The organism is Kitasatospora sp. NPDC096077 (genome assembly GCF_040303245.1).
In the GTDB taxonomy this organism is placed as follows: domain Bacteria; phylum Actinomycetota; class Actinomycetes; order Streptomycetales; family Streptomycetaceae; genus Kitasatospora.
Genome location: NZ_JBEOSV010000031.1, coordinates 54,243 through 77,273, shown reverse-complemented (window position 1 = coordinate 77,273; position 23,031 = coordinate 54,243). Strand labels below are relative to the sequence as shown.

The following is a 23,031-nucleotide window of genomic DNA, read 5'->3' as shown; positions in this document are numbered from 1 at the left end:
CCGAACGGAGGCCCTGGTCGCCCGGCACGGCACCCGGCGCACCCGGGTGGTCCGCGCGACCACCCGGCCGGCCGGAGTGGTCCGGTCGACCGGGGTGGCCCGGGAAGGGCTGTGCAGGGGCCGACGTCAGGTGCTCGTCGTACCCCGGCACCGGGTGCTCCGGAGGCCGGGGGGCCTGCGGCTGCGGCGCCGGGCGGTAGGGCTGGAACTGCTGGTCGGACGGGCCCCAGTAGCCAGGGGCGTCAGGGGCGTCGTTCATCAGACCTCGAGCAGCTCGGATTCCTTGTGCTTCAGCAGCTCGTCGACCTGGGCCACGTACTTGGCCGTGGTGTCGTCGAGCTCCTTCTCCGCGCGGCGGCCGTCGTCCTCGCCGACCTCGCCGTCCTTCACCAGCTTGTCGATGCCGTCCTTGGCCTTGCGGCGGACCGCGCGGATCGAGACCTTGGCGTCCTCGCCCTTGGTCCGGGCGATCTTGATGAACTCGCGGCGGCGCTCCTCGGTCAGCTCCGGCAGCACCACCCGGATGATGGAACCGTCGTTCGAGGGGTTGACGCCCAGGTCGGAGTCGCGGATGGCCTGCTCGATCGCCTTCAGGGCGCTCTTGTCGAACGGCGAGACGACCGCCATCCGGGGCTCCGGCACCGAGAACGAGGCCAGCTGGTTGATCGGCGTGATGGCGCCGTAGTACTCGGCGACGATCTTGGCGAACATCGCCGGGTGCGCCCGGCCGGTGCGGATGGCCGCGAGGTCGTCCTTGGCGACGACGACGGCCTTCTCCATCTTCTCCTCGGCCTCGAGGAGGATCTCTTCGATCGCTTCGCTCACTGTGGTCTCCCTGTCCGGTTCATCTGCTGGTGTGCCGACCGGCGTCGGTATCGGGGCCGGTCACGGCGGACGCCGTCCCGTACGGCGGGTTGCTGCTCAGGCCCGGACAGAATCCTGGCTGATGAGTGTGCCGATCTTCTCACTCTTCACCGCACGCGCGATATTGCCCTCCGCCAGCAGTTCGAAGACCAGCATCGGGAGGTTGTTGTCCTTGCACAGCGTGATCGCGGTGAGGTCGGCGACCTTGAGGTCGCGGGCGATGACCTCCGAGTACTCCAGCGCGTCGAACTTCACCGCGTCCGGGTTGGTCCGGGGGTCGGAGTCGTAGACGCCGTCCACGCCGTTCTTGCCCATCAGCAGGACGTCGGCGTGGATCTCCAGGGCGCGCTGGACGGCCGTGGTGTCGGTGGAGAAGTACGGCATGCCCATACCGGCGCCGAAGATCACCACACGGCCCTTCTCCAGGTGCCGGACGGCCCGCAGCGGCAGGTACGGCTCGGCGACCTGACCCATGGTGATGGCGGTCTGGACCCGGGTCTCGATGCCCTCCTTGACCAGGAAGTCCTGCAGCGCCAGGCAGTTCATGACGGTGCCGAGCATGCCCATGTAGTCCGACCGGGCCCGGTCCATGCCGCGGACCTGCAGCTCGGCGCCCCGGAAGAAGTTGCCGCCGCCGATGACCACCGCGACCTCGGTACCGGCGCGGACGACCGTGGCGATCTCGCGGGCGATCGCGTGCACGACGTCCGGGTCGACGCCGAGCCCGCCACCACCGGCGAAGGCTTCACCGGACAGCTTGAGCAGCACCCGGCGGCGCGAGCCCGCCTTGGGGTCCTGCGCGGTCTCCTGCGTCTCCTGCATGGACTTCTCCTTTATTGCACCTGCTGGCTCACAGGCCTGGGCGTGCGGATGCCCGGCCTGCGCGTACACGCGAGGAGGCCACTGCCGCGGGAACCGGTTCGGTGTCCTGCACGGCAATGGCCTCCTCGTCGTTCATGGTGCCGACACGGCCCGCCCATGGACGGTTGGCGCTGGGTGAGCCCGTTCGGCGTTCCGCCCGCCCACATCAGCGGGCGGGGGCGGTTCCCAGCCTAGAGGGGGCCGGGGACCAGGTGGAACGTGGCTCAGGCGCCGACGCGGAAGCGAGCGAAGCCCTTGAGGGTGACGCCGGCCTCGTCGAGGACCTTCTGGACCGTCTTCTTGTTGTCCTTCGCGAAGGCCTGCTCCAGGACGGAGTTCTCCTTCACGAAGCCGGTGACGCGACCCTCGACGATCTTCGGCAGGGCGGCCTCCGGCTTGCCCTCCTCGCGAGCGGTGGCCTCGGCGACGCGACGCTCGTTCTCGAGCGCCTCGGCCGGGATCTCCTCGCGGGACAGGTACTTCGGCGCGAAGGCGGCGATGTGCTGCGCGACGTCCTTGGCGACCTCGGCGTTCTCCTTGTCCAGCTCGACCAGGACGCCGACGGCCGGCGGCAGGTCGGGGCTGGTCTTGTGGAGGTAGACCGCGACGAAGCCGTCACCGTCGAAGCGGGCGAAGCGACGGAAGACGATCTTCTCGCCCAGGGTCGCGTTGGCCTCGTCCACGAACTGCTGGACGGTCTTGCCGGCCTCGATCTCGGAAGCCAGGGCGGCCTCCAGGTCGGCCGGGGCGGTCTTCGCGACGTGGGCGGCGATCGCGTCGGCGACCTCGACGAACTTGTCACCCTTGGCGACGAAGTCGGTCTCGCAGTTCAGCTCGACCAGAACGCCGGACTTCTTGTCCTCGGCGATCAGCGCGGCGACGGCGCCGTTGGAGGCGTCACGGCCCTCGCGCTTGGCAACGCCCTTCTGGCCCTTGATGCGCAGGAGCTCGACGGCCTTCTCGACGTTGCCCTCGGCCTCGTCCAGGGCCTTCTTGCAGTCCATCATGCCGGCGCCGGTGAGCTCACGGAGCTTCTTGACGTCCGCGGCGGTGAAGTTCGCCATGGTGTGAATCTCTTCTCGCGTCTCGCGTGTCTGCGTGGAGTAGCGCCGGGACCGATGGTTCGGTCCCGGCGCGGGAGAGAGGGGCACCTGCCGGTGTCGTACCGGCGGGTGCCCCTCACCCTTGGTACGTCAGGCCTGCTCGGCCGGAGCCTCGGCAGCGGGGGCCTCAGCGGCGGCGGGGGCCTCGGCGGCCGGAGCCTCGGCGGCGGCGGGGGCCTCCTCGGCCTTCTTCTCGCCCTCGATGAGGTCCTTCTCCCAGTCGGCCAGCGGCTGGTCGGCGCCCGGCTCGGCCTTGGTGTCGCCCTTGGCGACACCGGCGCGGGACTTCAGGCCCTCGGCGACGGCGTCGGCGATCACGCGGGTCAGCAGGGTGACGGAGCGGATCGCGTCGTCGTTGCCCGGGATCTTGTAGTCGACCTCGTCCGGGTCACAGTTGGTGTCGAGGATGGCGACGACCGGGATGTTGAGCTTCCGGGCCTCGCCGACCGCGATGTGCTCCTTCTTGGTGTCCACGATCCAGACAGCGCTGGGAACGCGCTGCATGTCGCGGATACCGCCGAGGGTCTTCTCCAGCTTGTCGTGCTCGCGCTGGAGGACCAGGAGCTCCTTCTTGGTGAGGCCGGAACCGGCCACGTCCGAGAAGTCCAGCTCGCCGAGCTCCTTCAGGCGCTGCAGGCGCTTGTAGACGGTCGAGAAGTTGGTCAGCATGCCGCCGAGCCAGCGCTGGTTCACGTAGGGCATGCCCACGCGGGTGGCCTGCTCGGCGATGGCCTCCTGGGCCTGCTTCTTCGTGCCGACGAAGAGGACGCTGCCGCCGTGGGCAACGGTCTCCTTGATGAACTCGAAGGCGCGGTCGATGTAGTTCAGCGACTGCAGCAGGTCGATGATGTAGATGCCGTTGCGCTCGGTGATGATGAAGCGCTTCATCTTCGGGTTCCAGCGGCGGGTCTGGTGACCGAAGTGGACGCCGCTCTCCAGCAGCTCCCGCATCGTGACGACGGCCATTGCCGTGCTCCTCAGGTGTTACGGCCCGACTGTGGCGGCCCTCGGGGATTCCCCTCGGGCGAAGTGCCTACGGCCGGGTCAGTCTCGGTTGTCCGTGGCGGCCAGGTGACAGCCACGCCTGACGCCCCGATCGTGCCGAGCCGCTTCAGCCCGGTCGGTCCGGGGACCGGTCGGGCTCGGCGGACCGAGCGGCACTCGCACCTGGCGGGGGCTGCGGAAGAACCACATCCGACCACCGGTGGCGGGGCGTGCGAAGTCGACCCGGCAGACCGGGTCGCGTGTGAAGTGTACGGGAAGCGCCGAGCGGCGGGCGACTTCGCGGGCACGGAAGGGCCTGCGGACAGGCAGCGCACGGGCTGCGCGCGGGCGGAGTCCGGACTCCGGTGACCTGCGATCGGCCGGGGAGAAGCCCGGGAAACTGCTGCGGCGGACGAGGCCGCGGCGGCCGGAGGACGGCGGTCGGCTGGTCGGCCCTCTGCCCGGCTCCCGATCCTCTTATGCCGTTTGTACACCGGATGGCGGCGTCCGTACACCCGTCCGGGGGATGGCGATCGGACGCGGGGGCGGTTTGTCCACAGGTATCCGGAAGGCGGTGGTGCCGGGGCGGGGAGACGGCCAGCCTCGGGGCATGACTGGGCGCAGTGGGGTTCGCGGGGCGTTCGGCCCGATGGTCGGCCGGGTGCTCGACGGGGTGGTGCCGGTGCTGGTGCTCGCCCTGGTGGGGTTCGTGGGCGTGACGGGGGCCGCGGCCGAGCGCGGGCCGGGTGGAACCACAGTGGGCGGTGCCGCTGCTCCGGGTCCGGCACGGGCCTGGCCGGTGGGCGGCCCCGGCGGGGTGCTGGGGCGGTTCGAACCGCCCGCTGAGCCGTGGGCGGCCGGACACCGGGGAGTGGACCTCGCCGCCGCGCCGGGGTCCGAGGTGCGGGCGGCGGCGGCCGGGGTGATCGCCTTCTCCGGGCTGGTGGCGGGCCGCCCGGTGGTGACCGTCACCCACCCGGACTCCGGGGCTCCCCCGCTGCGGACCACCTATCTGCCCGTCACCGGCGCCCTCCCGGTCGGCACCGCGGTGGCCGCCGGCCAGGTGATCGGCCGGCTCGCCCCGGACGGACGGCACTGCGGCGCGCACGGCTGCCTGCACTGGGGACTACTGCGTGGCGACCGCTACCTCGATCCGCTGGCCCTCTTCGGCGCGGGCCGGGCCCGCCTGCTGCCCCTGGGCAGGGCAGGGCACCCGGCCGACGCGAACGGCACGGGCCGAACGGATGGCACGGACCGAGCGGCTGGAACGGATGGAACGGACCGAACAGGCCGGACGGACCGAGCGGCGGCTTCGGCCGGGGGTACCGGCCCGGCCAGCGGTGCGGGGGCAACGGGTCAGGAGCGGTCGAGGCCGTGCAGCGCCATGGCGACGGCGGCGTCGGCGATCGCCTCGGGGGACTCCACCGGGCAGCCCGTCCGTGCCCCGCCCGCGCGCTGTTCGGCCTGACGGACGGCCGCCTCCACGATCCCCTGCAGCAGTGCCGCGGCGAGCCGGGGCTGTTCATGGCCGAGGTCCTCCAGGGCCCGGACCACCAGGCCGATCAGTCGGCCGTGCGTCGCCCGGATGCGCTCACGGGCGGCCTCGTCGAGCTCCAGCGCCGAAATGGCCATGACCGCGCGGTGCCTCGGGTCGTCGGCCAGCGCCAGCTGACCGCGGACGTACGCCTCGATCCGCTCGGCGGCGGTGTCGCGGCTCGCCATCCCGGCTTCGATCTCGGCCGCCCAGAGCGGGAAGTCCACCTCGCAGAGCGCCTCGACCACGGCGGCGCGGGAGCGGAAGTACTCGTAGACCGAGGAGCGCGCCAGCCCGGTGCGGGCCGCGAGCGAAGGGAAGGTCAGGGCCTCCATTCCGCCCTCGGTGAGCAGGGTGCGGGCAGCATCCAGGAGGGCTGCCCGCTGCAGCTGACGATGCTCGGCCACCGTGGCCGCTCGGATCTTCGGCACGCTCCCACTGTACGGAGCCCTACCTGTGACCGATACGGCGCCGCGCATTCGGCCGGGGAGCGGGTCCGCGGGCGGCCCCGGATCCCGCTACCGGATGTCCGAGAGCTTGGCGCGCAGCTGGAGGACGGACTTGGTGTGGATCTGGCTCACCCGACTCTCCGTCACCCCCAGCACCTGTCCGATCTCGGCGAGGGTGAGGCCCTCGTAGTAGTACAGCGTCACCACGGTCTTCTCCCGCTCGGGGAGGGTGTTGACCGCCTGGGCGAGCAGTCTGCGCAGCTCGCGGTCCTCGGCCACCTCGACCGGGTCGTCCGCACCGTGGTCCTCCAGGGTGTCCATCAGGCTCAGCCGGTCGCCGCCCTCGCCCACCGGGTGCAGCAGCTCGTCCAGGGCCACCACGTTGGCGAGCGACAGCTGACTGAAGATCGCGTGGAGATCCTCGATCGCGATCCCCATCTCGGCCGCGACCTCGGGCTCGTGCGGCGTCCGGCGCAGCCGGGCCTCCAGCGTCGCGTACGTCCGTTCGACGGCCTTCGCCTTCTGCCGCACCGAACGGGGGATCCAGTCCAGGGCGCGCAGTTCGTCGATGATCGCGCCGCGGATGCGGCTGATCGCATAGGTCTCGAACTTGATCGCGCGGTCGATGTCGAACTTCTCGATCGCGTCGATCAGCCCGAAGACCCCGGAGGAGACGAAGTCGGCCTGTTCGACGTTGGAGGGCAGGCCGACCCCGACCCGGCCCGCCACGTACTTGACGAGTGGTGAGTAGTGCAGGATCAGCTGCTCGCGCAGCCGCTTCTCGCCGGTCTCCTTGTACGAGCGCCAGAGCTCTTCGAGCGCCGTGCGCCCCTGGGCGCCGGCTTCCCGGGCGTCCGCGCCCCCGCCGGCGCTCACGCTCGCACCCGTCTGTTCCCGGCGGGGCCGGGACACGGGTGGCGAGCTGGCGTCCGGAGTGGGGGTGCTCGACGGCCGCCGGGGGTCGCGGTCGACAGCCGCACCGCCGGGCGCGTCCGGGTCTCCGAGCGCCCCGGTGGTGCGGGCCGGTTCGGGGCCGCGGACGACATCGGCGTCCCTGGCCGCGTCGGTGTCCCCGGCCGCGTCGGCGCCCTTGGTCGGGTCGGCGTGCGTCATCGGGTCGGTGTCCCTGACCGCTTCCGCGTCCCTGGCCGTGTCCGCGGGCTGGCCCGGCACCACCGTCGGCCGGCCGCCCTGACGCGACAGGCCTCCCATCGTCCCCGCCGACTTGGGCGGGAACTCGGTCACGGGGCGCCGCTCGGTCCGCGGCCCTCCCGAGGACCGAGCGCCACCGGTCACTCTGTGTCCGGGAATGTGTGTGGGCATACGTTGCTCTGCGCCGTTCTGCCGAGTCGTGTGCTGATAGGGAAGGCATGTGGAGCGTAGCGTGACCGACTCACTGCAAAGCGCTACCGCCACTCGGTCGTCCCTCGATCCGGTGGCGTTCACCCACCGGATCCGGGCATACGAGCGGAAGGAACGGATCAGCAGGTCAGCCGGACCGTCCCGGCTCGCCTCTCCCGTGCGCACCCCCGTTCGCCCTCCCGCGCGTCACCTCCTCATCCACACCTCCTCCGCACCAGGCGCCAGTGCGCGCCGTGTCGCTCCACGAAGCCGAGCGAGACCAACTCGTAGAGCCGCTGCAGGACTTCGTCCGGCGGGAGACCCGACTGACGGGCCAACCGCTCGACCGGGGCACCGTCCGCCGTGGCCGGCACCGCCTCCAGCACCCGGGCCAGCGCGGGCTCCAGCAAGTCCCGCGGCAAGACCGGGCCGGTGCGCTGCGGGGCCAGGTCGTCCCCGATCGCGCCGACCAGCTCGGTGATCTCGGCCGCCTCGGTGACCAGCGTGGCGCCGCCGCTGCGGATCAGGGCGTGCACCCCCGCGGAGAGCTCCGAGGTGACGGGCCCGGCGACGCCCATGGTGTGGCGGTTGAGCTCCCGTGCCCGTCTGGCCGTGCTCAGGGCTCCGCTTCGCAATGCCGCCTCGACCACCACGGTGCCCCGGGTCAGCGCCGCGATGACCCGGTTGCGGAGCACGAAGCGGAAGCGGTTCGGGTGTTCACCGGGCGGGAGTTCGCTGACCAGCAGGCCTTGGACGCCGATCCGCCGGATCAGTTCGGCGTTCCCCTTCGGGTAGGCCACGTCGACCCCGCAGGCGAGCACCGCGATGGTCATCCCGCCGACGGCCAACGCGCCCCGGTGGGCCGCCGCGTCGATCCCGTACGCGGCACCGGACACCACGACCCAGCCGCGCTCGGCCAGTTGGGCCGAGAGCTCCCCCGCGACGTGGGCGCCGTAGGCCGTACAGGCCCGCGAACCCACCACTGCCACCGAGCGCAGGGCGAGCAGCCGCAGTGAACCGGTGCCGGTGGTCCACAGCCCGATCGGGCGTCCGTCGCCCAGGTCGTCCAGTTGACTGGGCCATTCCGTGTCCCCCGGAATGATGAAGCGTCCACCGACGTCCCGTACCCGTTTCAGGTCGTCCGCCGGGTCGAGGCCCGGGAGTCGCGCCTGGTAGGCGGCCAACCGGGCGGCGTCCAGCCCGGGGTGGTCGGGGACGACGCCCTCCCGGATCGCCCGGACCACCTCCACGGCGGGGAGTTGGCCGAGCCAGCGGCCGACCACCGCATCGCCCGGTTCGCTGAGCCGGGTGAGCAGGACGCGGGCGAGGCGCTCCGGTTCGGGCGCGACCGGTGGACCGGCCACGGTCGCGTGCGGTGCCCCGGGGTGCCGCAACAGCTGGTTCATGCCGCCTCCTTGCCATCGGCCGGAGTCTCCGGCGGTGCGTCCGGCCATTCGTCGTCCGGGCCGCTCCTGCGCTGGGCGGGGATGCCCGGGTAGCGGCTGCGGCCGCGCTCGGGCAGCGGGGGCCCCTGTTCGACGCCGGTGCGCAGGACCAGGGCGGTGCGCACGTCCCGCTGGTCCGGCCGGTCCCGTCCGGCCAGGTCCGCGACCGTCCAGGCGACCCGGAGCACCCGGTCCAGGCCGCGGGCGGTCAGCAGTCCGCGCTCCAGTTGGCGCGCGACGTCGTTGAGCGCGCCGGCCGCGAGCTGCCAGCGGGTGCGCAGCTCGTGCCCCGGCACCTCGGCGTTGGTCCGCCACGGGGTGTGCTCCAGCCGGGCCGCCGCCCGTTCCCGGGCGGCCAGCACCCGGGCCGCGACGGTCTCGGTGGTCTCCGCGGTGGTGTCCCGCTCCATGAGCTCGATCCTGGTCACCGGGGAGACCTGCACCTGGAGGTCGACCCGGTCCAACAGCGGCCCGGAGAGCCGCCCCTGGTAGCGGCTGACCATGCTCGGGGTGCACTCGCAGCCCTCGCCCCGGCGTGAGTACCGGCCGCACGGACAGGGGTTGGCGGCCAGGCAGAGGAGGAAGCGGGCCGGGAGCCGGAGCGATCCGGCCGAGCGGGCGATCACCACCTCGCCCGACTCCAGCGGTTGGCGCAGCGCGTCGAGCACCCGCACCGGGAACTCCGGGGCCTCGTCCAGGAACAGCACGCCCCGGTGGGCCAGGGAGACCGCCCCCGGTCTCGGCAGCCCGCTGCCGCCGCCGACGATCGCGGGCATCGTGGTGGAGTGGTGCGGGGCGCAGTAGGGCGCGGTGTCGATCAGCGGGCGCCCGGCCGGGAGCAGGCCCGCCACCGAGTGGACGGCGGTGACCTCCAGCGACTCCTTCTGGGTCAGTGGTGGGAGCAGTGCGGGCAGCCGCTCCGCGAGCATCGTCTTGCCCGCGCCCGGTGGCCCCTTGAGGTAGAGGTGGTGTCCTCCGGCGGCGGCGATCTCCAGGGCTCGCCGGGCCTCGTACTGGCCGGCCACGTCGGCCATGTCGAGGCGCAGCGCCCGGTCGTCGGGCAGGCCCCGGACGCCGGCGCTGGGCAGCATGAGACCGGCCATCAGCGGATCCGGTCGCCCGCCGATCGGGTCGGGCGGCTCCTCCGGCGCCGTCGCCCCGGTCAGGACGGCGACGAGCTGGCGCAGGCTGCGGACCCCGATCACCGTCACCCCGGGGACGAGCGAGGCCTCGGACGCCGTCTGCTCGGCGACCACGACCCGTTCGTACCCGGCGTCGGCGGCGGCCAGCACCGCCGGCAGCACCCCGCGGACCGGCCGCACCCGGCCGTCCAGCCCCAGCTCGCCGATGAGCAGCAGGTCGGCGATGGCGGACGGGTCGAGCCGTTCGGCGGCGGCCAGCACGGCGCAGGCCACCGCGAGGTCGAAACCGCTGCCGCTCTTGGGCACCGAGGCGGGGCTGAGCCCGACGGTGAGCTTGCGCTGCGGCCAGGCCTCCCCGCTGTTGCAGACTGCGGCGCGGACCCGGTCGCGGGCTTCGGTGAGTGCCTTGTCGGGCAGGCCGACCAGGGTGAACGCGGCCACCCCGGGCTCCAGATCGGCCTGGACCTCGACGATCACTCCGTCGACCCCGACCAGCGCGACGGAACAGGTACGGGCGAAGGCCATCTCAGACCACCCCCCGCAGGTGGTCGACCAGGGCCGCACCCCGCGCCCGGTTGACCACGGCCACCAGGTCGATCCGCACCCCTCCCGGCGGGGCGGGCGGCCACTGCGGATCGGACGGCCCGGGGTCGTACCCGGGCCCGGCGAGCCGGGCGAAGTGCCCGGGCCAGCGCTCGGCCAGCCAGCGCTCGGCGAGCCGGTGCAGCCGGGCGGCCTTGGCCCGGTCGATGGCCTCGCTGGGCTGTTGGAAGCCCCGCTCGGAGCGGGTCTTCACCTCGCAGACGGCGACGGTGTCACCGTCGAGGGCGACGATGTCCAGCTCGCCCTCGACGCACCGCCAGTTGCGGTCCAGGATGCGGAGCCCGGCCTCCGTCAGGTGCCGGGCGGCGACCCGCTCGCCGTAGCGGCCGAGCCCGTTCCTGGTGCTGCGGTCCGGTTCGGTCGCGTCGGGCGACCCGGTTGCGGCCGCGTTCGGTACGGCCTGGTCCTGCACGATGGTGTTCTGCACGGTGACCACCTCCTGCGAGGAGGCTGCAGCACCGTGCTCGACTGGGCCGGGAAATTCCGTTTCCCTGTGGATAACTCGGGCCTGTGGACAACTCTTGTCACCCGCAGGAGTGAGAAGCCCCCGTCACGCGAAATTCGGCTGGACAACGCGGGACGGAGTCGTCCAACGTCAGTTCCCGAAGCCGGACTCGTCCGAGGGCAGCTCCAGATCGCTCTTCGCGAGTTCCTCGATGTTCACGTCCTTGAAGGTCAGCACCCGGACCTTGCGGACGAACCGGGCCGGCCGGTACATGTCCCAGACCCACGCATCCGCCATCGACACCTCGAAGAACACCTCGCCCTGGACCGAGTGCACCTGCAGCTCGTAGTCGTTGGTGAGGTAGAAACGTCGCTCGGTCTCGATCACGTACTTGAACAGGCCGACGACGTCCCGGTACTCCCGGTAGAGCTTGAGCTCCATCTCGGTCTCGTACTTCTCGAGATCTTCGGCACTCATCCAGGCGTCCCCTCAACTTGTCACGTCCACCCATTGTGGACCACCGCACCCACGCTCAGAGCCGCACCGGATCGACCGGCGGGCCCTCTGCCAGCAGCCGCTCCAGGAAGTCCGCCAGTCCGGCCGGATAGACCGTCTCGGCGGTCCCCCTCAGTTCCTCGACCGTCCACCAGCGCGCCGCGAGCAGTTGGGCGTGCTCGTCCTCACCCATGCCCGAGTGGTCCAGTCCCGTCTCCGTGGTCCGGGCCAGGTGGAACCACTGATCCTGCTCGTAACGCTGTCCCTGAAAGGAGAACGACACCGTGCCGTACGCCACCAAGGGCCCCAGGTCCACACCCCGCAAGCCGGTCTCCTCCGCGAGCTCCCGCTCGGCGGCCCCGCGCACGTCCTCCCCCGGCTCCAAGCCGCCCCCGGGCGTGAACCACCACGTCTCGTCGGGCACCGCGGGATCCGCGCCCAGGAAGAGGAGGATGCGATCCAGCCCGTCCAGCAGCAGGATCCGCGCGGCCCTGCGACGCTGTGCAGTCATGGCGGCGCTCCACGCTCCTTCCGTCCGCATCGGTGGCGCTACCGATCCTGCCACCCGGCGCGTCCGTCCGGGGCGATGTTCGGCAGAGCGGCCCGACCTGCGACGGCCGCGTTCAGGAGCTGCGCCCCCGGCGGGCGCGGCGCACCAGGCCGGCCACCCCGCCCACCGCCGAGGTCACGACGATCAGCGCCGCGCCCGCGACGCTGGCGTAAGCGGCCGGCTCCAGCGGCCCCGGGTCGGCGGCCCGCGGTCCGGCGAAGCCGTCGAAGGCGGTGGTCCGGTCCAGCAGGCCGGTCCGGCCGAAGGGCAGCAGGGTGGCCTCGACCCTGGCCTCGACGGCCGTGGTCGGGACGGTCCCGCCGTCGACCTCCAGGTGGGTGCGGGAGTCGAGCGAGCCCACCCGGTTGTCGCCCAGCAGGAACAGCCGCCCCTGCGGCACCGTCACGCTGAAGTCCTCGCCCTGGCGGCCCTGGGTCGCGAGGTACGGCTCGTCCACCGGCTGCCCGTCGACCGTCAGCCGGTGGTCGGCGGCGGTGGTGGCGACGGTGTCGCCGCCGACCGCGACGACCCGCTTGACCATCAGCTCCCCGCCCCAGGCCTGGTCGCGGAAGACCACCACGTCGCCCCGGCCGACGGCGCCACCGGCCTTGCGGGCGAGCACGGTGTCGCCGATCTGGAGCGTCGGGTGCATCGAGGCGGTGGGGATCTTGTACGGCCGGTAGTCGACCGCGATGAGGGCGAAGCCGCCGATCATCAGCAGCAGACCGAGCGCGAGCGCGACGCCCTGCAGCACCGCGGCGGGCCGACGGCCGGGCCGGGCGGGCGCGTCCGAAAGGTCGGCCGACTGTTCCACGGCACTGCTCATCGACACCGTCCACCTCTGGCCGACCGGAGAAAACCACTGGCACGCCGGTGGCTCGGGCGGGAACGCCGGCGGGCCGTGGCACGTCCGAGCAGATTACTCGTCGGTACCACGGCCCGCGCAAGGGTCTGGGAGGAGCCGGTGGAGCTCAGCCGTCCTTCCGGCTCTCCGTCCGGGCCCGCGCCCGACGCACCAGCGGAAGCAGGGCAACCGCCCCCACCGCCCCGGCCACCGGAGGCGCGGCCGGCAAGGCCCCCGCCGCCAGACCCTTCTGGTCGAAGGTGTCCGGCACCGGGAGCGTCGACCAGTTGCCGATCGGCCAGGCCACCACGAAGGCGCGCCCGATCACATTGCCCACCGGCACGGTCCCGCCGCCCGGCTGGTCCATGTGGAAGCGGGAGTCCAGCGAGTCGGCGCGGTGGTCGCCCATCACCCAGATCCTGCCGTTCGGCACCTTCACCGGGCCGAAGGGCTGCGTACCGCAGGGAGTGTTGCCCGGGTAGATGTACGGCTCGTTGAGCGCCACGCCGTTGACCTTGACCGGCCCGTCGTCCTTGCACTCGACGGTGTCGCCGCCGACCGCGATGACCCGCTTGATCAGGTCCTTCTCGTTGGCGGAGGGCATCAGCCCCACGAAGCTGAGCACGTCCTGCACCCCGCGGACGAAGGAGTTGCTGCTCTGCTGGGTCGGCTCGTCGTTCAGCCAGCCGCCCGGGTCGTGGAACACCACGACCTCTCCGCGCTCGGGTTCGGCCCCGAACCAGGGGGTCAGCTTGTCCACCAGCACGCGGTCGCCGACCTGCAGCGTGTTCTGCATCGACTCCGACGGAATGGAGAACGCCTGGACGAAGAAGGTCTTGATCACGAGCGCGAGGACCAGCGCGATGCCGACCAGGATCGGCAACTCCTTCAGGAAGGAGCGCTGCTTGCGCGGCTTGGCCGGATCGCCCGCGCCGTCCACCGGCCCGTTCTCCGACTGCGGCGGCTCTCCGGGGCCGCTCGCCCCGGGGTCGTGCTCGTCCGGACCGCGCTCATCGGCGGTCTGGGCGGCCGCGGCCGTGTCCTCGGCCGCGGCGGAAGGCGCCGAGGACTCGGCGGACCGGGTCACCCGGCCACCCGGGCCCTCGGGCTCCCCGGCGCCTGAGCGGGCGCCGATCACCAAATCCCCCACAACGTCTCCTCCCTGCTGTGCGGACGCCCGCGCGCCCGCGCTCAGAGTGCCGCACAGCGGGCACCACGCTCGCCACGACCATGAACGCATCAGGATTGCCCACGGCGGACTCCCCTGACACCAACCCGGCCACAGCGCGCGACCGGGACCACTCCTGGCCGCACCTGCACTTCTCTATCACTCCAAGGCATCCGGCTCGCGGTTCCACACGCGCGGTCCGGCCGTCCGACGGCCGGAGCGGCTCACTTCGGAGGCCGCCCGGAACGGCGAACGACGAACGGAAGAATGCCCAACACACCCATAACGAGCGGAGGTTCCACAGGAAGCGGCCCAACAGCCATCGATTGCGGCGCAGTTCCGTCGAGCTGCGGAGTCGCGGCGAGGGAGGAGAGTGAAGCCGGTTCATCGAGTTGATGGAAGCGGTCCAGCGGCCAGGCGATCACGAAAGCGCGACCGACCACATCGCTCAACGGGACGGTGCCCTGGCCCGGATTGCCCATGTGGAAGCGGGAGTCGGCGGAGACGTCACGGTGATCCCCCATCACCCACAGACGGTCCTTCGGCACCTGCACCTTGAAGGGCTGCCGGGACGGCGGGTTGCCCGCCGCGAGGTACGGCTCCTCCACCGCACGGCCGTTGACGCTGAGCCGCCCCTGCGCGTCGCAGCACTCGACGGTGTCCCCGCCGACGCCGATCACGCGCTTGATCAGATCCTGCTCGTTGTCGGACGGCACCAGCCCGACGAAGGTCAACACCTGCTTGGCCGGGCCCAGGACCGGACCGTCGTCGGACGGCTTGTGATCGCCCTCCAGCCAGCCGCCCGGGTCCTTGAACACCACCACGTCGCCGCGCTGCGGCTCACTGCCGAACCAGGGGGTCAACTTGTCCACCAGCACCCGGTCCCCGACCTTGATGGTCTGCTCCATCGAGCCCGAGGGGATCACGAACACCTGGATCAGGAAGGTCTTCATCACCAACGCCACCAACAGCGCCACCATGATGATCAGCGGGAACTCACGCAGCAGCGAGCGCTTGCGCCGTCGGGCCGCGCGTCGGGCACTGCGGCGGCGGTCGGCGCGGCCACGGACCGGCACGACCGGATCCGCGGCGTCGACGGAGCCGGCCTCGCCCTCACCCGGCTCCGGGGCCGGGCGGTCGGCGACCCGCCCCCTACCCCTGCTCCCCATGACCGCCCGTCCCCGCAATCGCGGCGAAGGCCGCGGGCCGGTCCAGGCTGGTCAGGCGCGAGAACGGGTAGACCACCCAGTCCGCCCGACCGATCACCTCGTCCTCCGGCACGAAGCCGCCGCCGGGCTCCCCGAGGTGGTCGCGCGAGTCCCGGGAGGCGCTCCGGTGGTCGCCCAGGACGAAGAGTTTGCCGCGCGGCACCAGGACGTCGAAGGCCACGTCGGAGGGCTGGTCGCCCGGGGCCAGGTAGGCGCTCTCGTCCACCGGCACGCCGTTGACGGTGAGCGGCGCGCCCGGTCCGGTGCTGCGGACCCGGTCCCCGGCGACACCGATCACGCGCTTGACGTAGACGGTGTTCCCGGCCGGGACCAGTCCGAGGTCCCGCCCGGCCGAGCGCAGGCCGTCCCAGAAGCCCGGCGGATCGGCCGAGTCGGGGAGGAAGGAGCCGGTGCCGTCGAAGACCACGACGTCGCCCCGCTGGGGGTGGCCGCCGAAGGCGTAGGCGAGCTGGTTGGCGATCAACCGGTCGCCGGGCCGCAGGGTGTCCTCCATCGAGCCGGAGGGCACCGTGAACGGACGGGCGACGAAGGCGTTCACCAGCAGCAGGGCAGCCAGGCAGATCCCGGCCAACAGCAGCAGGTCCCGCGACCGCGACCGCCCGGGCTCCTCGTCCTCCTCCGCCGCCTCGGACCGGTCGTGGTCACCGTCCCGGTCCTGATCACGGTCCTGATCACGGGCTTGATCACGGGCCTGGTCTCGCTCCTGACCCCGGCCGCCGTCCTGCTCCTCGGCCCGATCCGGATCCCGGTCCCGGCCCGATTCCGTACCCGGCGCCGGTTCCGCCTCCCGGACCGGCCCGGAAACGACCGCGGACCGCGACAGCGAGTCCGCACCGGTGGGTGCGGGACTGCCGTCGCGGTCCGCGGGTGGTTCGTGCGTGCTCATCGGGCGCTGAGCTTACCTTGCGGTGGCCCGGCCCCTCGGAGCGCTCCGATCCCCCGGCGTGGCCGGGGGGGCGGTGGATCAGCGGTCGCGCTTCTCCTTGATCTTCGCGGCCTTGCCGCGGAGGTCACGCAGGTAGTACAGCTTGGCGCGGCGAACCGCACCGCGGGTCACGACCTCGATCTTCTCGACGACCGGGGTGTGCACCGGGAAGGTGCGCTCCACGCCGACGTTGAAGCTGACCTTGCGGACGGTGAAGGTCTCACCGACGCCGGCGCCGTGGCGACGGATGACGACGCCCTGGAAGACCTGGACACGGGAGCGGTTGCCCTCGATGACCCGGACGTGAACCTTCAGGGTGTCACCGGCACGGAAGGCCGGAATGTCGGTGCGCAGCGAAGCCGCGTCGACAGCAGCGAGCTTGTTGCTCATGTTGCTCTCCATCGCAGGCGCCACGGGCCGCCCACGGAAGTTCGTCACAATGGGGTGTACTGCGGGCCGCATCGGCTGGCGGCGATCCCCCCGTGGCGAGGGCGCCGGTCCACGTGCCCCCTATGGAAGGGGACCAGCGACAGACAGCAGCTGCCTATTCTTCCACATCACCGGCGGCGGACCGAAATCGGCCCAGCTCCTCGTCCCAGGCCAGGCCCAAGACGCTGAGCGCCGCCCGGTCCTTCTTGTCGAAGGAGCCGTACTGCCAGCGCTCGACCAGGTCGGGCCGGTTGCCCAGGGTGCGGGCGAAGGCCTGCTCCCGCCGCCAACGGGCGATCTTGCCGTGGTTGCCGCTGAGCAGCACGTCCGGCACGGTCCGACCGCGCCACTCGGCGGGCTTGGTGTAGACCGGGCCCTCCAGCAGGTCGGCCATCGCACCGGGCGCGAAGGAGTCGTCCCGGTGGGACTCGGCGTTGCCGAGCACGCCGGGCAGCAGCCGGGCGATCGCCTCGACCATCACCAGCACCGCGACCTCGCCGCCGGCCAGCACGTAGTCGCCGATCGAGGCCTCGACCACCGGCATCCGGGTGGCCGCCTCCTCGATCACCCGGCGGTCGATGCCCTCGTAGCGCGCGGGCGTGAACGCCAGCCAGGGACGGCCGGCCAGTTCCTGGGCGAGCTCCTGGGTGAACGGGCGTCCGCTCGGGGTGGGCACGACCAGGGTGGGGACTTCGCCCTCGGGGCCGCCGGCCAGCACCGCGTCCAGCGCCTCGCCCCAGGGCTCGGGCTTCATCACCATGCCGGGGCCGCCGCCGTACGGGCTGTCGTCCACCGTGCGGTGCACGTCGTGGGTCCATTCCCGCAGGTCGTGGAGGTGCACGTCCAGCTGGCCGCGGGCCCGGGCCTTGCCGACCAGCGAGATGTTCAGCGGTTCCAGGTACTCGGGGAAGATCGACACGACGTCGATCCGCATCCCGGTCCGGACGCCCCCGGCGGCGGCCTCCGCGAGCTCGGGTGCGTGGTCCCCCGCGAGCTCGGGTGCGGCGTCCCCCGCGAGCTCCGGCGCGCGCTCCCCCGCGAGCTCCTGGGCGGCAGGGGCCTGAACAGCGAGGTCCCGGGGAGCCTGTTCGACGCTCACTCCGACTCCTCCGGCTCCTCCGTCGCGCCCCCGGCGACCTCGGCCACCTCGGGGTCGATCAGCCCGGGCGGCGGGGTGATCACGGCCCGCTGGTTCTCCAGATCGATGGTCGGCACGATCTGGCTGACGAAGGGCACCAGCACCTCCGTCCCGTCGGCCTTCTCCACCGTGAGCAGGTCCTGGTACGGCAGGTGGACGACCGCGGTCAGCTCGCCGACCGGGGTGCCGTCGAGCAGCACCACGTCGAGGCCGACCAGCTGGTGGTCGTAGTACTCCTCCGGGTCGTCCGGGCGCTCCTCCGGGTCGACCTCGGAGATGAGCACGGTGCCCCGCAGCGCCTCGGCCGCGTTGCGGTCCTTGACGCCGGCGAAACGCAACAGCAGCCGACCGCTGTGCACCCGGCCCGATTCGACGGTCAGGGGCCCGGCCGAGGCCGGGTCGGTGAGCAGGACGGCACCGGGGCCGAGCCGGAGCTCCGGCTCGTCGGTGCGGACCTCGACACTGACGTCCCCCCTGATGCCGTGGGCGCGGCCGATCCTGCCGACGACGAGCTGCACGGTGATCGTTCTCCTGGAGTTGCTGGGCGAGCGAGAGGGCAGAGAAGGGTGGTGCGGAAACGAAGAAGGCCGACCGGGACGACATGCGTCCCGGTCGGCCTCAAGCCCGACGGCTGAACGAGCAGCTGCGTCAGCGAATGTTGTCCACGTCGACCAGGTCGACCCGGACGTTGCGACCGCCGAGGGCGCCGACCACGGTGCGCAGTGCGCGCGCCGTGCGGCCGCCCCGGCCGATCACCTTGCCGAGGTCATCGGGGTGCACCCGCACCTCGATGGTGTTACCCCGACGCAGGTTGCGCGAGCGCACCTGCACCTCGTCGGGGTGCTCGACGATGCCCTTCACCAAATGGTCGAGGGCGTCCTCGATCACGATCAGGCCTCGACGGCGGCGTCGGCCTCGGCCTCGGCCTTGTCCGACTTCTTGGCCTTCGGGGTGATGGCGACACCGGTGGTGGCGTCCTCGAAGCCGGCGACGGCCTTCGCGAACAGGTGCGAGAAGTCCTCGACCTTGGGCTCGGCGACCTTCAGCGGCTCCGGAGCCGGCAGGCCCTTGAACTTCTGCCAGTCGCCGGTCAGCTTGAGGATGGCGAGCACGGGCTCGGTCGGCTGGGCGCCGACGGACAGCCAGTACTGGGCGCGGTCGCCGTCGACCTCGATCTTCGAGGGGTTGTAGGTCGGCTGGTAGATGCCGATCTCCTCGATCGCGCGACCGTCACGCTTGGTGCGGGCGTCGGCGACGACGATGCGGTAGTGCGGGGAGCGAATCTTGCCGAGACGCTTGAGCTTGATCTTGACTGCCACGGGAGTGGGTTCTCCTGGTGTTGACGTGGGTGAGCAGCTTCGCGGTCCGCGTGGGGTTGCGGGGCGGGCCGTTCAAGGGACACGCCAGCCGTAGGAGAGAGGGGTCCTGCTCGGCTGCCGAGTACTCAGCTGTCCATTCTGCCATACCGGCGCGGACGGTCTTCACCCGGCCGCCACGGCCGACGCCCCGCCGCAGCCACGACCGACATCCCGTCGACGCCCCACCGGAGCCCCACCGGAGCCCCACCGGAGCCCCGTGGACGGGCGCTCCGGAGCGCCGCAGACCCGCAGGCCCGGGCCCCCGAGGACAGAAAAACGGGCCCGCTCTCCAGCGGACCCGCTCATGGACGAAGGACTCAGGCTCGACCGGGAGCCCCCGCTCCCGGTCAGCCCACGGACTCACCGATGTCACCTGTGCCACCGGCACCGATCACCCCGGCCGCGCCGACTGCCCGCACAGTCGCCGACCGGTCCCGGTCCCGGCTCGTACGACGGTCTACGCGATCTTGAACGGCTGCTGGCACGCGCCGCAGACGATGGACGCCTGGGCGAGCACCGACGGTACGACCCGGACGTTGCGCCCGCAGCCGCAGACCGCCTTGACCCGGACGCCGCCCCCGGAGGAGCCGTGCCGGGCGGCCGGACCGCGGAAGGCGCGGTTCGTGCCGTCGCCGGCCACCGCTTCCTGGTGCGCGCCGAGGGCGCGGTCCAGTCGCTCGATGGTCTCGGCGTAGCGCTCCTGCGTCTCCTTGAGCATGGTCACCTGGGAGAAGCCGCTGCTGGCGTGCGGCTCGACCGGGTGCGCCAGGCCCAGCTCGGAGGCGAGCATCAGGAAGCGCCGGTTGTGGTAGCGGCCGGCCCGCGAGGTGTCCCGGATGTCCCGGGCCGCGGCCAGACCGTGGGCAGCCTCGTGGAGGAGCCGCTCGAAACCGAGCCGCGTGCCACAGGCCGAGGAGGACTCGCCGATCAGTGCCTCGGGCGAGGCCAGGTCGGGGAGGTCCTGATGGTAGGCCTGGATGTCACTCCAGGCGGCGGCCAGTTCGGCCGCGAGGACGAGGGGCTGTGTCGTGCTCACGCTAGACCAACGATGCAGGGCGAGCCGATGTTCCGCATGTTCCCGTTCTCCGGGAATTCCCAGGGAACTCCCAGGAATGCACGACTGCGCGCGAATTGCGCGTTCCGGATCTGACGCAAGACCAACCCCCTGCCGGTTTCGGTCCGTCGCAACACCGGCGGACCTCGTGAATTCCGTCCGGGGGCGGGCTGTCGCCCCCTGGACGTACGGCCCGTGGACCCCTCGAAGTTGACAGGGCCACGGGCCGTACACCGTACCGCTATTCCGTTAATACCGGCAGTTGACCGGCCGGTAGGGATGTCCACGACCTGGACGCCCCCGGCAGAGTTACCGGATTCTTACCCACCCGCATTCCGGGCAAATGTCGCCGGCAACGGTCATTACCCGCCGACGGCTGACATCAGTACGCGCGCGCGACGATCGCGATATTGCCGTCCTGGTCGTCCGTCGCCGGCACCGAGCCGTCGGCCGCGATGATGCAGCGCACCGTGACGCCCTGCTCGGCCAGCTTGGCCTCGCCCTCCGCGCCGAGGTCGGCCCAGGAGATCCGGCCCCAGCCGGTCGCGGCGGCCTCGATGGCCTCGTCCAGGGTCTTCACGTCGACGGTACGGGCCTCGCGGCGCTCGCGGGACTGGCGCAGCAGCAGCGCCTGGTCCTCCTCCAGGATGCCCGGCAGCAGGGCCGCCAGGGCGTCGATGGAGACCGGCTCCTTGCCGCCCGGAATGCGGCGGGCCAGCATCGCCGTGCCGTTCTCCAGGTCGCGCGGGCCGACCTCGATGCGCAGCGGAACGCCCTTGAGCTCCCAGTCGACGGCGCGGCGGCCGAACGGGGTGTCGGTGCGGTCGTCGACCACGACCCGGATGCCGGCGGCCTCCAGCTGGGCGCCGATCTCACGGACCTTGGCGATGACCGCGTCGTCGCCCTTGATGGCCAGCACCACGGCCTGGACCGCGGCCAGGCGCGGGGGGACCCGCAGGCCGTTGTCGTCGCCGTGGGACATGATCAGGCCGCCGACCATGCGGGTGGAGACGCCCCAGGAGGTCTGCCAGACGTGCTCGCGCTCGGCGCCCTGCAGCTGGTAGGTGGTGTTGAACGCCTTGGCGAAGTTCTGGCCCAGCTCGTGGCTGGTGCCCATCTGCAGCGCCTTGCCGTCGCCCATCATGCCTTCGAGCGTGAGGGTGTTGATGGCGCCGGCGAAGCGCTCCTTGGCGGTCTTGCGGCCGAGCACGACGTCGATGCCGAGCACGTTGGTCATGAAGTCGCCGTAGACCTGGGTGTGGATCATCGACGCGTAGTCACGGGCGTCCTCGTAGGTGGCGTGGGCGGTGTGGCCCTCCTGCCAGAGGAACTCGGTGGTGCGCAGGAAGACGCGCGGGCGGAGCTCCCAACGGACCACGTTGGCCCACTGGTTGATCAGCAGGGGCAGGTCGCGGTGGCTCTGCACCCACTTGGAGAAGTACTCGTTGATGATCGTCTCGGAGGTGGGCCGGACGACGACCGGCTCCTCCAGCTGCTTGCCGCCGCCGTGGGTGACCACCGCGAGCTCGGGCGCGAAGCCCTCGACGTGCTCGGCTTCCTTGGTCAGGTAGGACTGCGGGATGAACATCGGGAAGTAGGCGTTCTGCGCACCCGCCTTCTTGATGCGCGCGTCCATCTCCTGCTGCATCCGCTCCCACAGGCCGTAGCCATACGGTCGGATGACCATGGTGCCGCGCACCGGACCGTTGTCGGCCAGCTCGGCCTTGTTGATGAGGTCCTGGTACCAGCGCGGGAAGTCTTCCGCCTGAGGGGTGAGTACGGGTGCCTTAGCCATGGGCGGAATGGTACGGGGATCCACCCCTCCACTTCGAATCGGTATCACACTCGCGGGAGGGGAGGAAACACCCGCAGCGGCGGAAACGGCACACCCGCAGCCGTGGCACGCCGTCCGCAGGGGGCGCACGACCGCGACCCGCGCGCACCACCCTGCACCCCTCTGGACTCCGGGCCCGACCCGCTGTTCGCTGGAGTGGGGCGGGACTTTGGGGGAGCCGTAGCAGCACACCGAAGGACCGGATGGGAGGCCGCGATGGCTTCAGCTCGGACGACCGGCACGACCGCACGACCAGCGGGCGCACGACCAGCGGGCGCACGACCGCACCACCCGCAACCGGGGGCCGCCGGGCCCGCGCGGGCGCGCGACTGGGCGGAGATCCAGGAACGCATGCTGGTGCCGCTCTACGAAGCGGTCTACGACCGCCTGGAGGTCGGCCCGGCGAGCAGCGTGCTGGGGCTGGGCTGCCGCTCCGGGCTCGCCCTGCTGCTGGCCGCCGGGCGGGGCGCCCAGGTCTCCGGCCAGGAGCCGCGGGACGAGTTGCGCGAGCTGGCCCGGGACCGTCGGCTGCGGGTGTGCGCGGGCGCCCGGCCGGCCGCCGCCGTCCCCCGCTCGGCCCATTCGCTGGTGACGGTTTTCGACCAGCTGCCCGGCGCCGCCGACCCCGGTCGGGTGGTCGCCGAGGCCGCCCGGTCGACCCTCCCCGGCGGGCACGTGGTGCTGGCGGCCTGGGGGCCGCCGGAGCGCTGCGCGAGCGCGCCGGTGCTGGACGTGGCACGCCGGAGGGCGGGCCGGACCACCGCGCGCGATCCCTTCGAACTGAGCGCGCCGGGGGCACTGGAGGACCTGCTCGCGCCGGTCGGCCTGCGCCCGGCCGGCAGCGGACGGGTGAGCTGCCCGTTCGCCTATCCGGACCTGGACAGCGCGGTGCGCGGCCTGCTCTCCACCGGGCTGTTCGAGGCGGCCGAGGAGTTCTCCGGCGCCCCGCTGGTGGCCAAGGAGCTGGAGGAGGCTCTGCAGCCGTACCTGCGCCCGGACGACTCGGTCCGGATGGAGAACGTCTTCCGCTACCTGGTCGCCGAGCGGCCCCGCTAGCCGGGCGGCACCGCCGACCGGGCCGCACCGCACCGCCGACCGGGCGACGTCGTCAACCGGGCCGCCCCGCCGACCGGGCGACGCCGACGGAGCACAGCGCCGCCGGAGCACGGCCCCGCACCCACGAAACCGGGGGCGCCCCCCAACCCCCCGGCCGCCCCCCGGCCACCCGCGAACACC

General features: G+C 72.2%; 24 protein-coding genes. 2 read left to right on the top strand and 22 right to left on the bottom strand.

The window, feature by feature from the left end:
• Positions 1-258 precede the first annotated feature (258 nt).
• From frr to rpsB, 4 genes are all read right to left on the bottom strand, one after another.
• Positions 259-780: a ribosome recycling factor gene (gene frr / locus ABTZ03_RS25105; protein ID WP_350515333.1), complete on the bottom strand. Its 522-nt coding sequence runs from the start codon at positions 778-780 to the stop codon at positions 259-261.
• Positions 781-921: 141 nt separating this feature from the next.
• Entirely contained in the window at positions 922-1,686 is a 765-nt protein-coding gene (pyrH, locus tag ABTZ03_RS25100; RefSeq protein ID WP_030056790.1) for a UMP kinase, read from the bottom strand.
• Positions 1,687-1,949: 263 nt separating this feature from the next.
• Entirely contained in the window at positions 1,950-2,789 is an 840-nt protein-coding gene (tsf, locus tag ABTZ03_RS25095) for a translation elongation factor Ts (RefSeq protein WP_350515311.1), read from the bottom strand.
• A gap of 129 nt (positions 2,790-2,918) precedes the next feature.
• Positions 2,919-3,794 carry a 30S ribosomal protein S2 gene (gene rpsB, locus ABTZ03_RS25090; RefSeq protein ID WP_350515310.1) on the bottom strand — a complete coding sequence of 292 codons (876 nt, stop codon included), beginning with the start codon at positions 3,792-3,794 and terminating at the stop codon, positions 2,919-2,921.
• 628 nt (positions 3,795-4,422) lie between these two features.
• Here rpsB and ABTZ03_RS25085 point away from each other — a divergent pair.
• Positions 4,423-5,280, top strand: a complete 858-nt coding sequence (locus ABTZ03_RS25085; RefSeq protein WP_350515309.1) for a M23 family metallopeptidase — start codon at positions 4,423-4,425, stop codon at positions 5,278-5,280.
• On the opposite strand, the gene ABTZ03_RS25080 is transcribed toward ABTZ03_RS25085, so the two are convergent.
• The 18 genes from ABTZ03_RS25080 to proS form a co-directional block, all read right to left on the bottom strand.
• Positions 5,169-5,753 carry a TetR/AcrR family transcriptional regulator gene (locus ABTZ03_RS25080; RefSeq protein ID WP_350515332.1) on the bottom strand — a complete coding sequence of 195 codons (585 nt, stop codon included), beginning with the start codon at positions 5,751-5,753 and terminating at the stop codon, positions 5,169-5,171. The two genes, ABTZ03_RS25085 and ABTZ03_RS25080, sit on opposite strands and share 112 nt — an antisense overlap.
• Before the next feature lie 111 nt (positions 5,754-5,864).
• Complete coding sequence (gene whiG / locus ABTZ03_RS25075; RefSeq protein ID WP_502894572.1) at positions 5,865-6,908, bottom strand: RNA polymerase sigma factor WhiG; 1,044 nt, start codon at positions 6,906-6,908, stop codon at positions 5,865-5,867.
• Positions 6,909-7,351: 443 nt separating this feature from the next.
• Entirely contained in the window at positions 7,352-8,542 is a 1,191-nt protein-coding gene (dprA, locus tag ABTZ03_RS25070; RefSeq protein WP_350515308.1) for a DNA-processing protein DprA, read from the bottom strand.
• Positions 8,539-10,248 carry a YifB family Mg chelatase-like AAA ATPase gene (locus tag ABTZ03_RS25065; RefSeq protein WP_350515307.1) on the bottom strand — a complete coding sequence of 570 codons (1,710 nt, stop codon included), beginning with the start codon at positions 10,246-10,248 and terminating at the stop codon, positions 8,539-8,541. The genes dprA and ABTZ03_RS25065 overlap by 4 nt, the downstream gene beginning before the upstream one ends.
• 1 nt (position 10,249) lies before the next feature.
• A complete protein-coding gene (locus ABTZ03_RS25060) occupies positions 10,250-10,753 on the bottom strand; it encodes a YraN family protein (RefSeq protein WP_350515306.1) in 504 nt (167 codons plus the stop codon).
• 168 nt (positions 10,754-10,921) lie between these two features.
• A complete protein-coding gene (locus ABTZ03_RS25055; RefSeq protein ID WP_030056781.1) occupies positions 10,922-11,248 on the bottom strand; it encodes a DUF2469 domain-containing protein in 327 nt (108 codons plus the stop codon).
• Between the two features lie 55 nt (positions 11,249-11,303).
• Positions 11,304-11,777, bottom strand: a complete 474-nt coding sequence (locus ABTZ03_RS25050) for an NUDIX hydrolase (protein ID WP_350515305.1) — start codon at positions 11,775-11,777, stop codon at positions 11,304-11,306.
• Between the two features lie 112 nt (positions 11,778-11,889).
• Complete coding sequence (lepB, locus tag ABTZ03_RS25045) at positions 11,890-12,642, bottom strand: signal peptidase I (protein ID WP_350515304.1); 753 nt, start codon at positions 12,640-12,642, stop codon at positions 11,890-11,892.
• A 145-nt stretch (positions 12,643-12,787) separates the two neighbouring features.
• Positions 12,788-13,810, bottom strand: coding sequence for a signal peptidase I (gene lepB / locus ABTZ03_RS25040; protein ID WP_350515303.1), 1,023 nt, complete (start codon positions 13,808-13,810; stop codon positions 12,788-12,790).
• Between the two features lie 242 nt (positions 13,811-14,052).
• Complete coding sequence (gene lepB / locus ABTZ03_RS25035; RefSeq protein WP_350515302.1) at positions 14,053-14,904, bottom strand: signal peptidase I; 852 nt, start codon at positions 14,902-14,904, stop codon at positions 14,053-14,055.
• A gap of 76 nt (positions 14,905-14,980) precedes the next feature.
• Entirely contained in the window at positions 14,981-15,943 is a 963-nt protein-coding gene (gene lepB / locus ABTZ03_RS25030; RefSeq protein WP_350515301.1) for a signal peptidase I, read from the bottom strand.
• A 78-nt stretch (positions 15,944-16,021) separates the two neighbouring features.
• Positions 16,022-16,372 carry a 50S ribosomal protein L19 gene (gene rplS / locus ABTZ03_RS25025; RefSeq protein ID WP_030243502.1) on the bottom strand — a complete coding sequence of 117 codons (351 nt, stop codon included), beginning with the start codon at positions 16,370-16,372 and terminating at the stop codon, positions 16,022-16,024.
• Between the two features lie 154 nt (positions 16,373-16,526).
• Positions 16,527-17,345, bottom strand: coding sequence for a tRNA (guanosine(37)-N1)-methyltransferase TrmD (gene trmD / locus ABTZ03_RS25020; protein ID WP_350515331.1), 819 nt, complete (start codon positions 17,343-17,345; stop codon positions 16,527-16,529).
• 161 nt (positions 17,346-17,506) lie between these two features.
• Positions 17,507-18,067, bottom strand: a complete 561-nt coding sequence (gene rimM, locus ABTZ03_RS25015) for a ribosome maturation factor RimM (protein ID WP_350515300.1) — start codon at positions 18,065-18,067, stop codon at positions 17,507-17,509.
• A gap of 130 nt (positions 18,068-18,197) precedes the next feature.
• A complete protein-coding gene (locus ABTZ03_RS25010; RefSeq protein ID WP_030056773.1) occupies positions 18,198-18,437 on the bottom strand; it encodes an RNA-binding protein in 240 nt (79 codons plus the stop codon).
• Positions 18,438-18,439: 2 nt separating this feature from the next.
• Positions 18,440-18,868 carry a 30S ribosomal protein S16 gene (rpsP, locus tag ABTZ03_RS25005; RefSeq protein ID WP_350515299.1) on the bottom strand — a complete coding sequence of 143 codons (429 nt, stop codon included), beginning with the start codon at positions 18,866-18,868 and terminating at the stop codon, positions 18,440-18,442.
• A 496-nt stretch (positions 18,869-19,364) separates the two neighbouring features.
• A complete protein-coding gene (locus tag ABTZ03_RS25000) occupies positions 19,365-19,943 on the bottom strand; it encodes a hypothetical protein (RefSeq protein ID WP_188307074.1) in 579 nt (192 codons plus the stop codon).
• A 400-nt stretch (positions 19,944-20,343) separates the two neighbouring features.
• Positions 20,344-21,756: a proline--tRNA ligase gene (proS, locus tag ABTZ03_RS24995; protein WP_350515298.1), complete on the bottom strand. Its 1,413-nt coding sequence runs from the start codon at positions 21,754-21,756 to the stop codon at positions 20,344-20,346.
• Between the two features lie 390 nt (positions 21,757-22,146).
• Here proS and ABTZ03_RS24990 point away from each other — a divergent pair, with 390 nt between their 5' ends.
• On the top strand, positions 22,147-22,851 hold the full coding sequence (locus ABTZ03_RS24990) for a class I SAM-dependent methyltransferase (protein WP_350515297.1): 705 nt from the start codon (positions 22,147-22,149) through the stop codon (positions 22,849-22,851).
• Positions 22,852-23,031: the final 180 nt, after the last annotated feature.

Excerpts from the sequence above, each read along its gene's own strand:
- tsf (WP_350515311.1), bottom strand. The coding sequence starts at position 2,789 with ATGGCGAACTTCACCGCCGCGGACGTCAAGAAGCTCCGTGAGCTCACC.
- whiG (WP_502894572.1), bottom strand. The coding sequence starts at position 6,908 with ATGACGCACGCCGACCCGACCAAGGGCGCCGACGCGGCCGGGGACACC.
- ABTZ03_RS24990 (WP_350515297.1), top strand. The coding sequence starts at position 22,147 with ATGCTGGTGCCGCTCTACGAAGCGGTCTACGACCGCCTGGAGGTCGGC.
- dprA (WP_350515308.1), bottom strand. The coding sequence starts at position 8,542 with ATGAACCAGCTGTTGCGGCACCCCGGGGCACCGCACGCGACCGTGGCC.
- proS (WP_350515298.1), bottom strand. The coding sequence starts at position 21,756 with ATGGCTAAGGCACCCGTACTCACCCCTCAGGCGGAAGACTTCCCGCGC.
- trmD (WP_350515331.1), bottom strand. The coding sequence starts at position 17,345 with ATGCGGATCGACGTCGTGTCGATCTTCCCCGAGTACCTGGAACCGCTG.
- ABTZ03_RS25085 (WP_350515309.1), top strand. The coding sequence starts at position 4,423 with ATGACTGGGCGCAGTGGGGTTCGCGGGGCGTTCGGCCCGATGGTCGGC.
- rpsB (WP_350515310.1), bottom strand. The coding sequence starts at position 3,794 with ATGGCCGTCGTCACGATGCGGGAGCTGCTGGAGAGCGGCGTCCACTTC.
- frr (WP_350515333.1), bottom strand. The coding sequence starts at position 780 with ATGGAGAAGGCCGTCGTCGTCGCCAAGGACGACCTCGCGGCCATCCGC.
- ABTZ03_RS25065 (WP_350515307.1), bottom strand. The coding sequence starts at position 10,248 with ATGGCCTTCGCCCGTACCTGTTCCGTCGCGCTGGTCGGGGTCGACGGA.
- lepB (WP_350515304.1), bottom strand. The coding sequence starts at position 12,642 with ATGAGCAGTGCCGTGGAACAGTCGGCCGACCTTTCGGACGCGCCCGCC.
- pyrH (WP_030056790.1), bottom strand. The coding sequence starts at position 1,686 with ATGCAGGAGACGCAGGAGACCGCGCAGGACCCCAAGGCGGGCTCGCGC.
- ABTZ03_RS25050 (WP_350515305.1), bottom strand. The coding sequence starts at position 11,777 with ATGACTGCACAGCGTCGCAGGGCCGCGCGGATCCTGCTGCTGGACGGG.
- ABTZ03_RS25055 (WP_030056781.1), bottom strand. The coding sequence starts at position 11,248 with ATGAGTGCCGAAGATCTCGAGAAGTACGAGACCGAGATGGAGCTCAAG.
- lepB (WP_350515301.1), bottom strand. The coding sequence starts at position 15,943 with ATGAGCACGCACGAACCACCCGCGGACCGCGACGGCAGTCCCGCACCC.
- rplS (WP_030243502.1), bottom strand. The coding sequence starts at position 16,372 with ATGAGCAACAAGCTCGCTGCTGTCGACGCGGCTTCGCTGCGCACCGAC.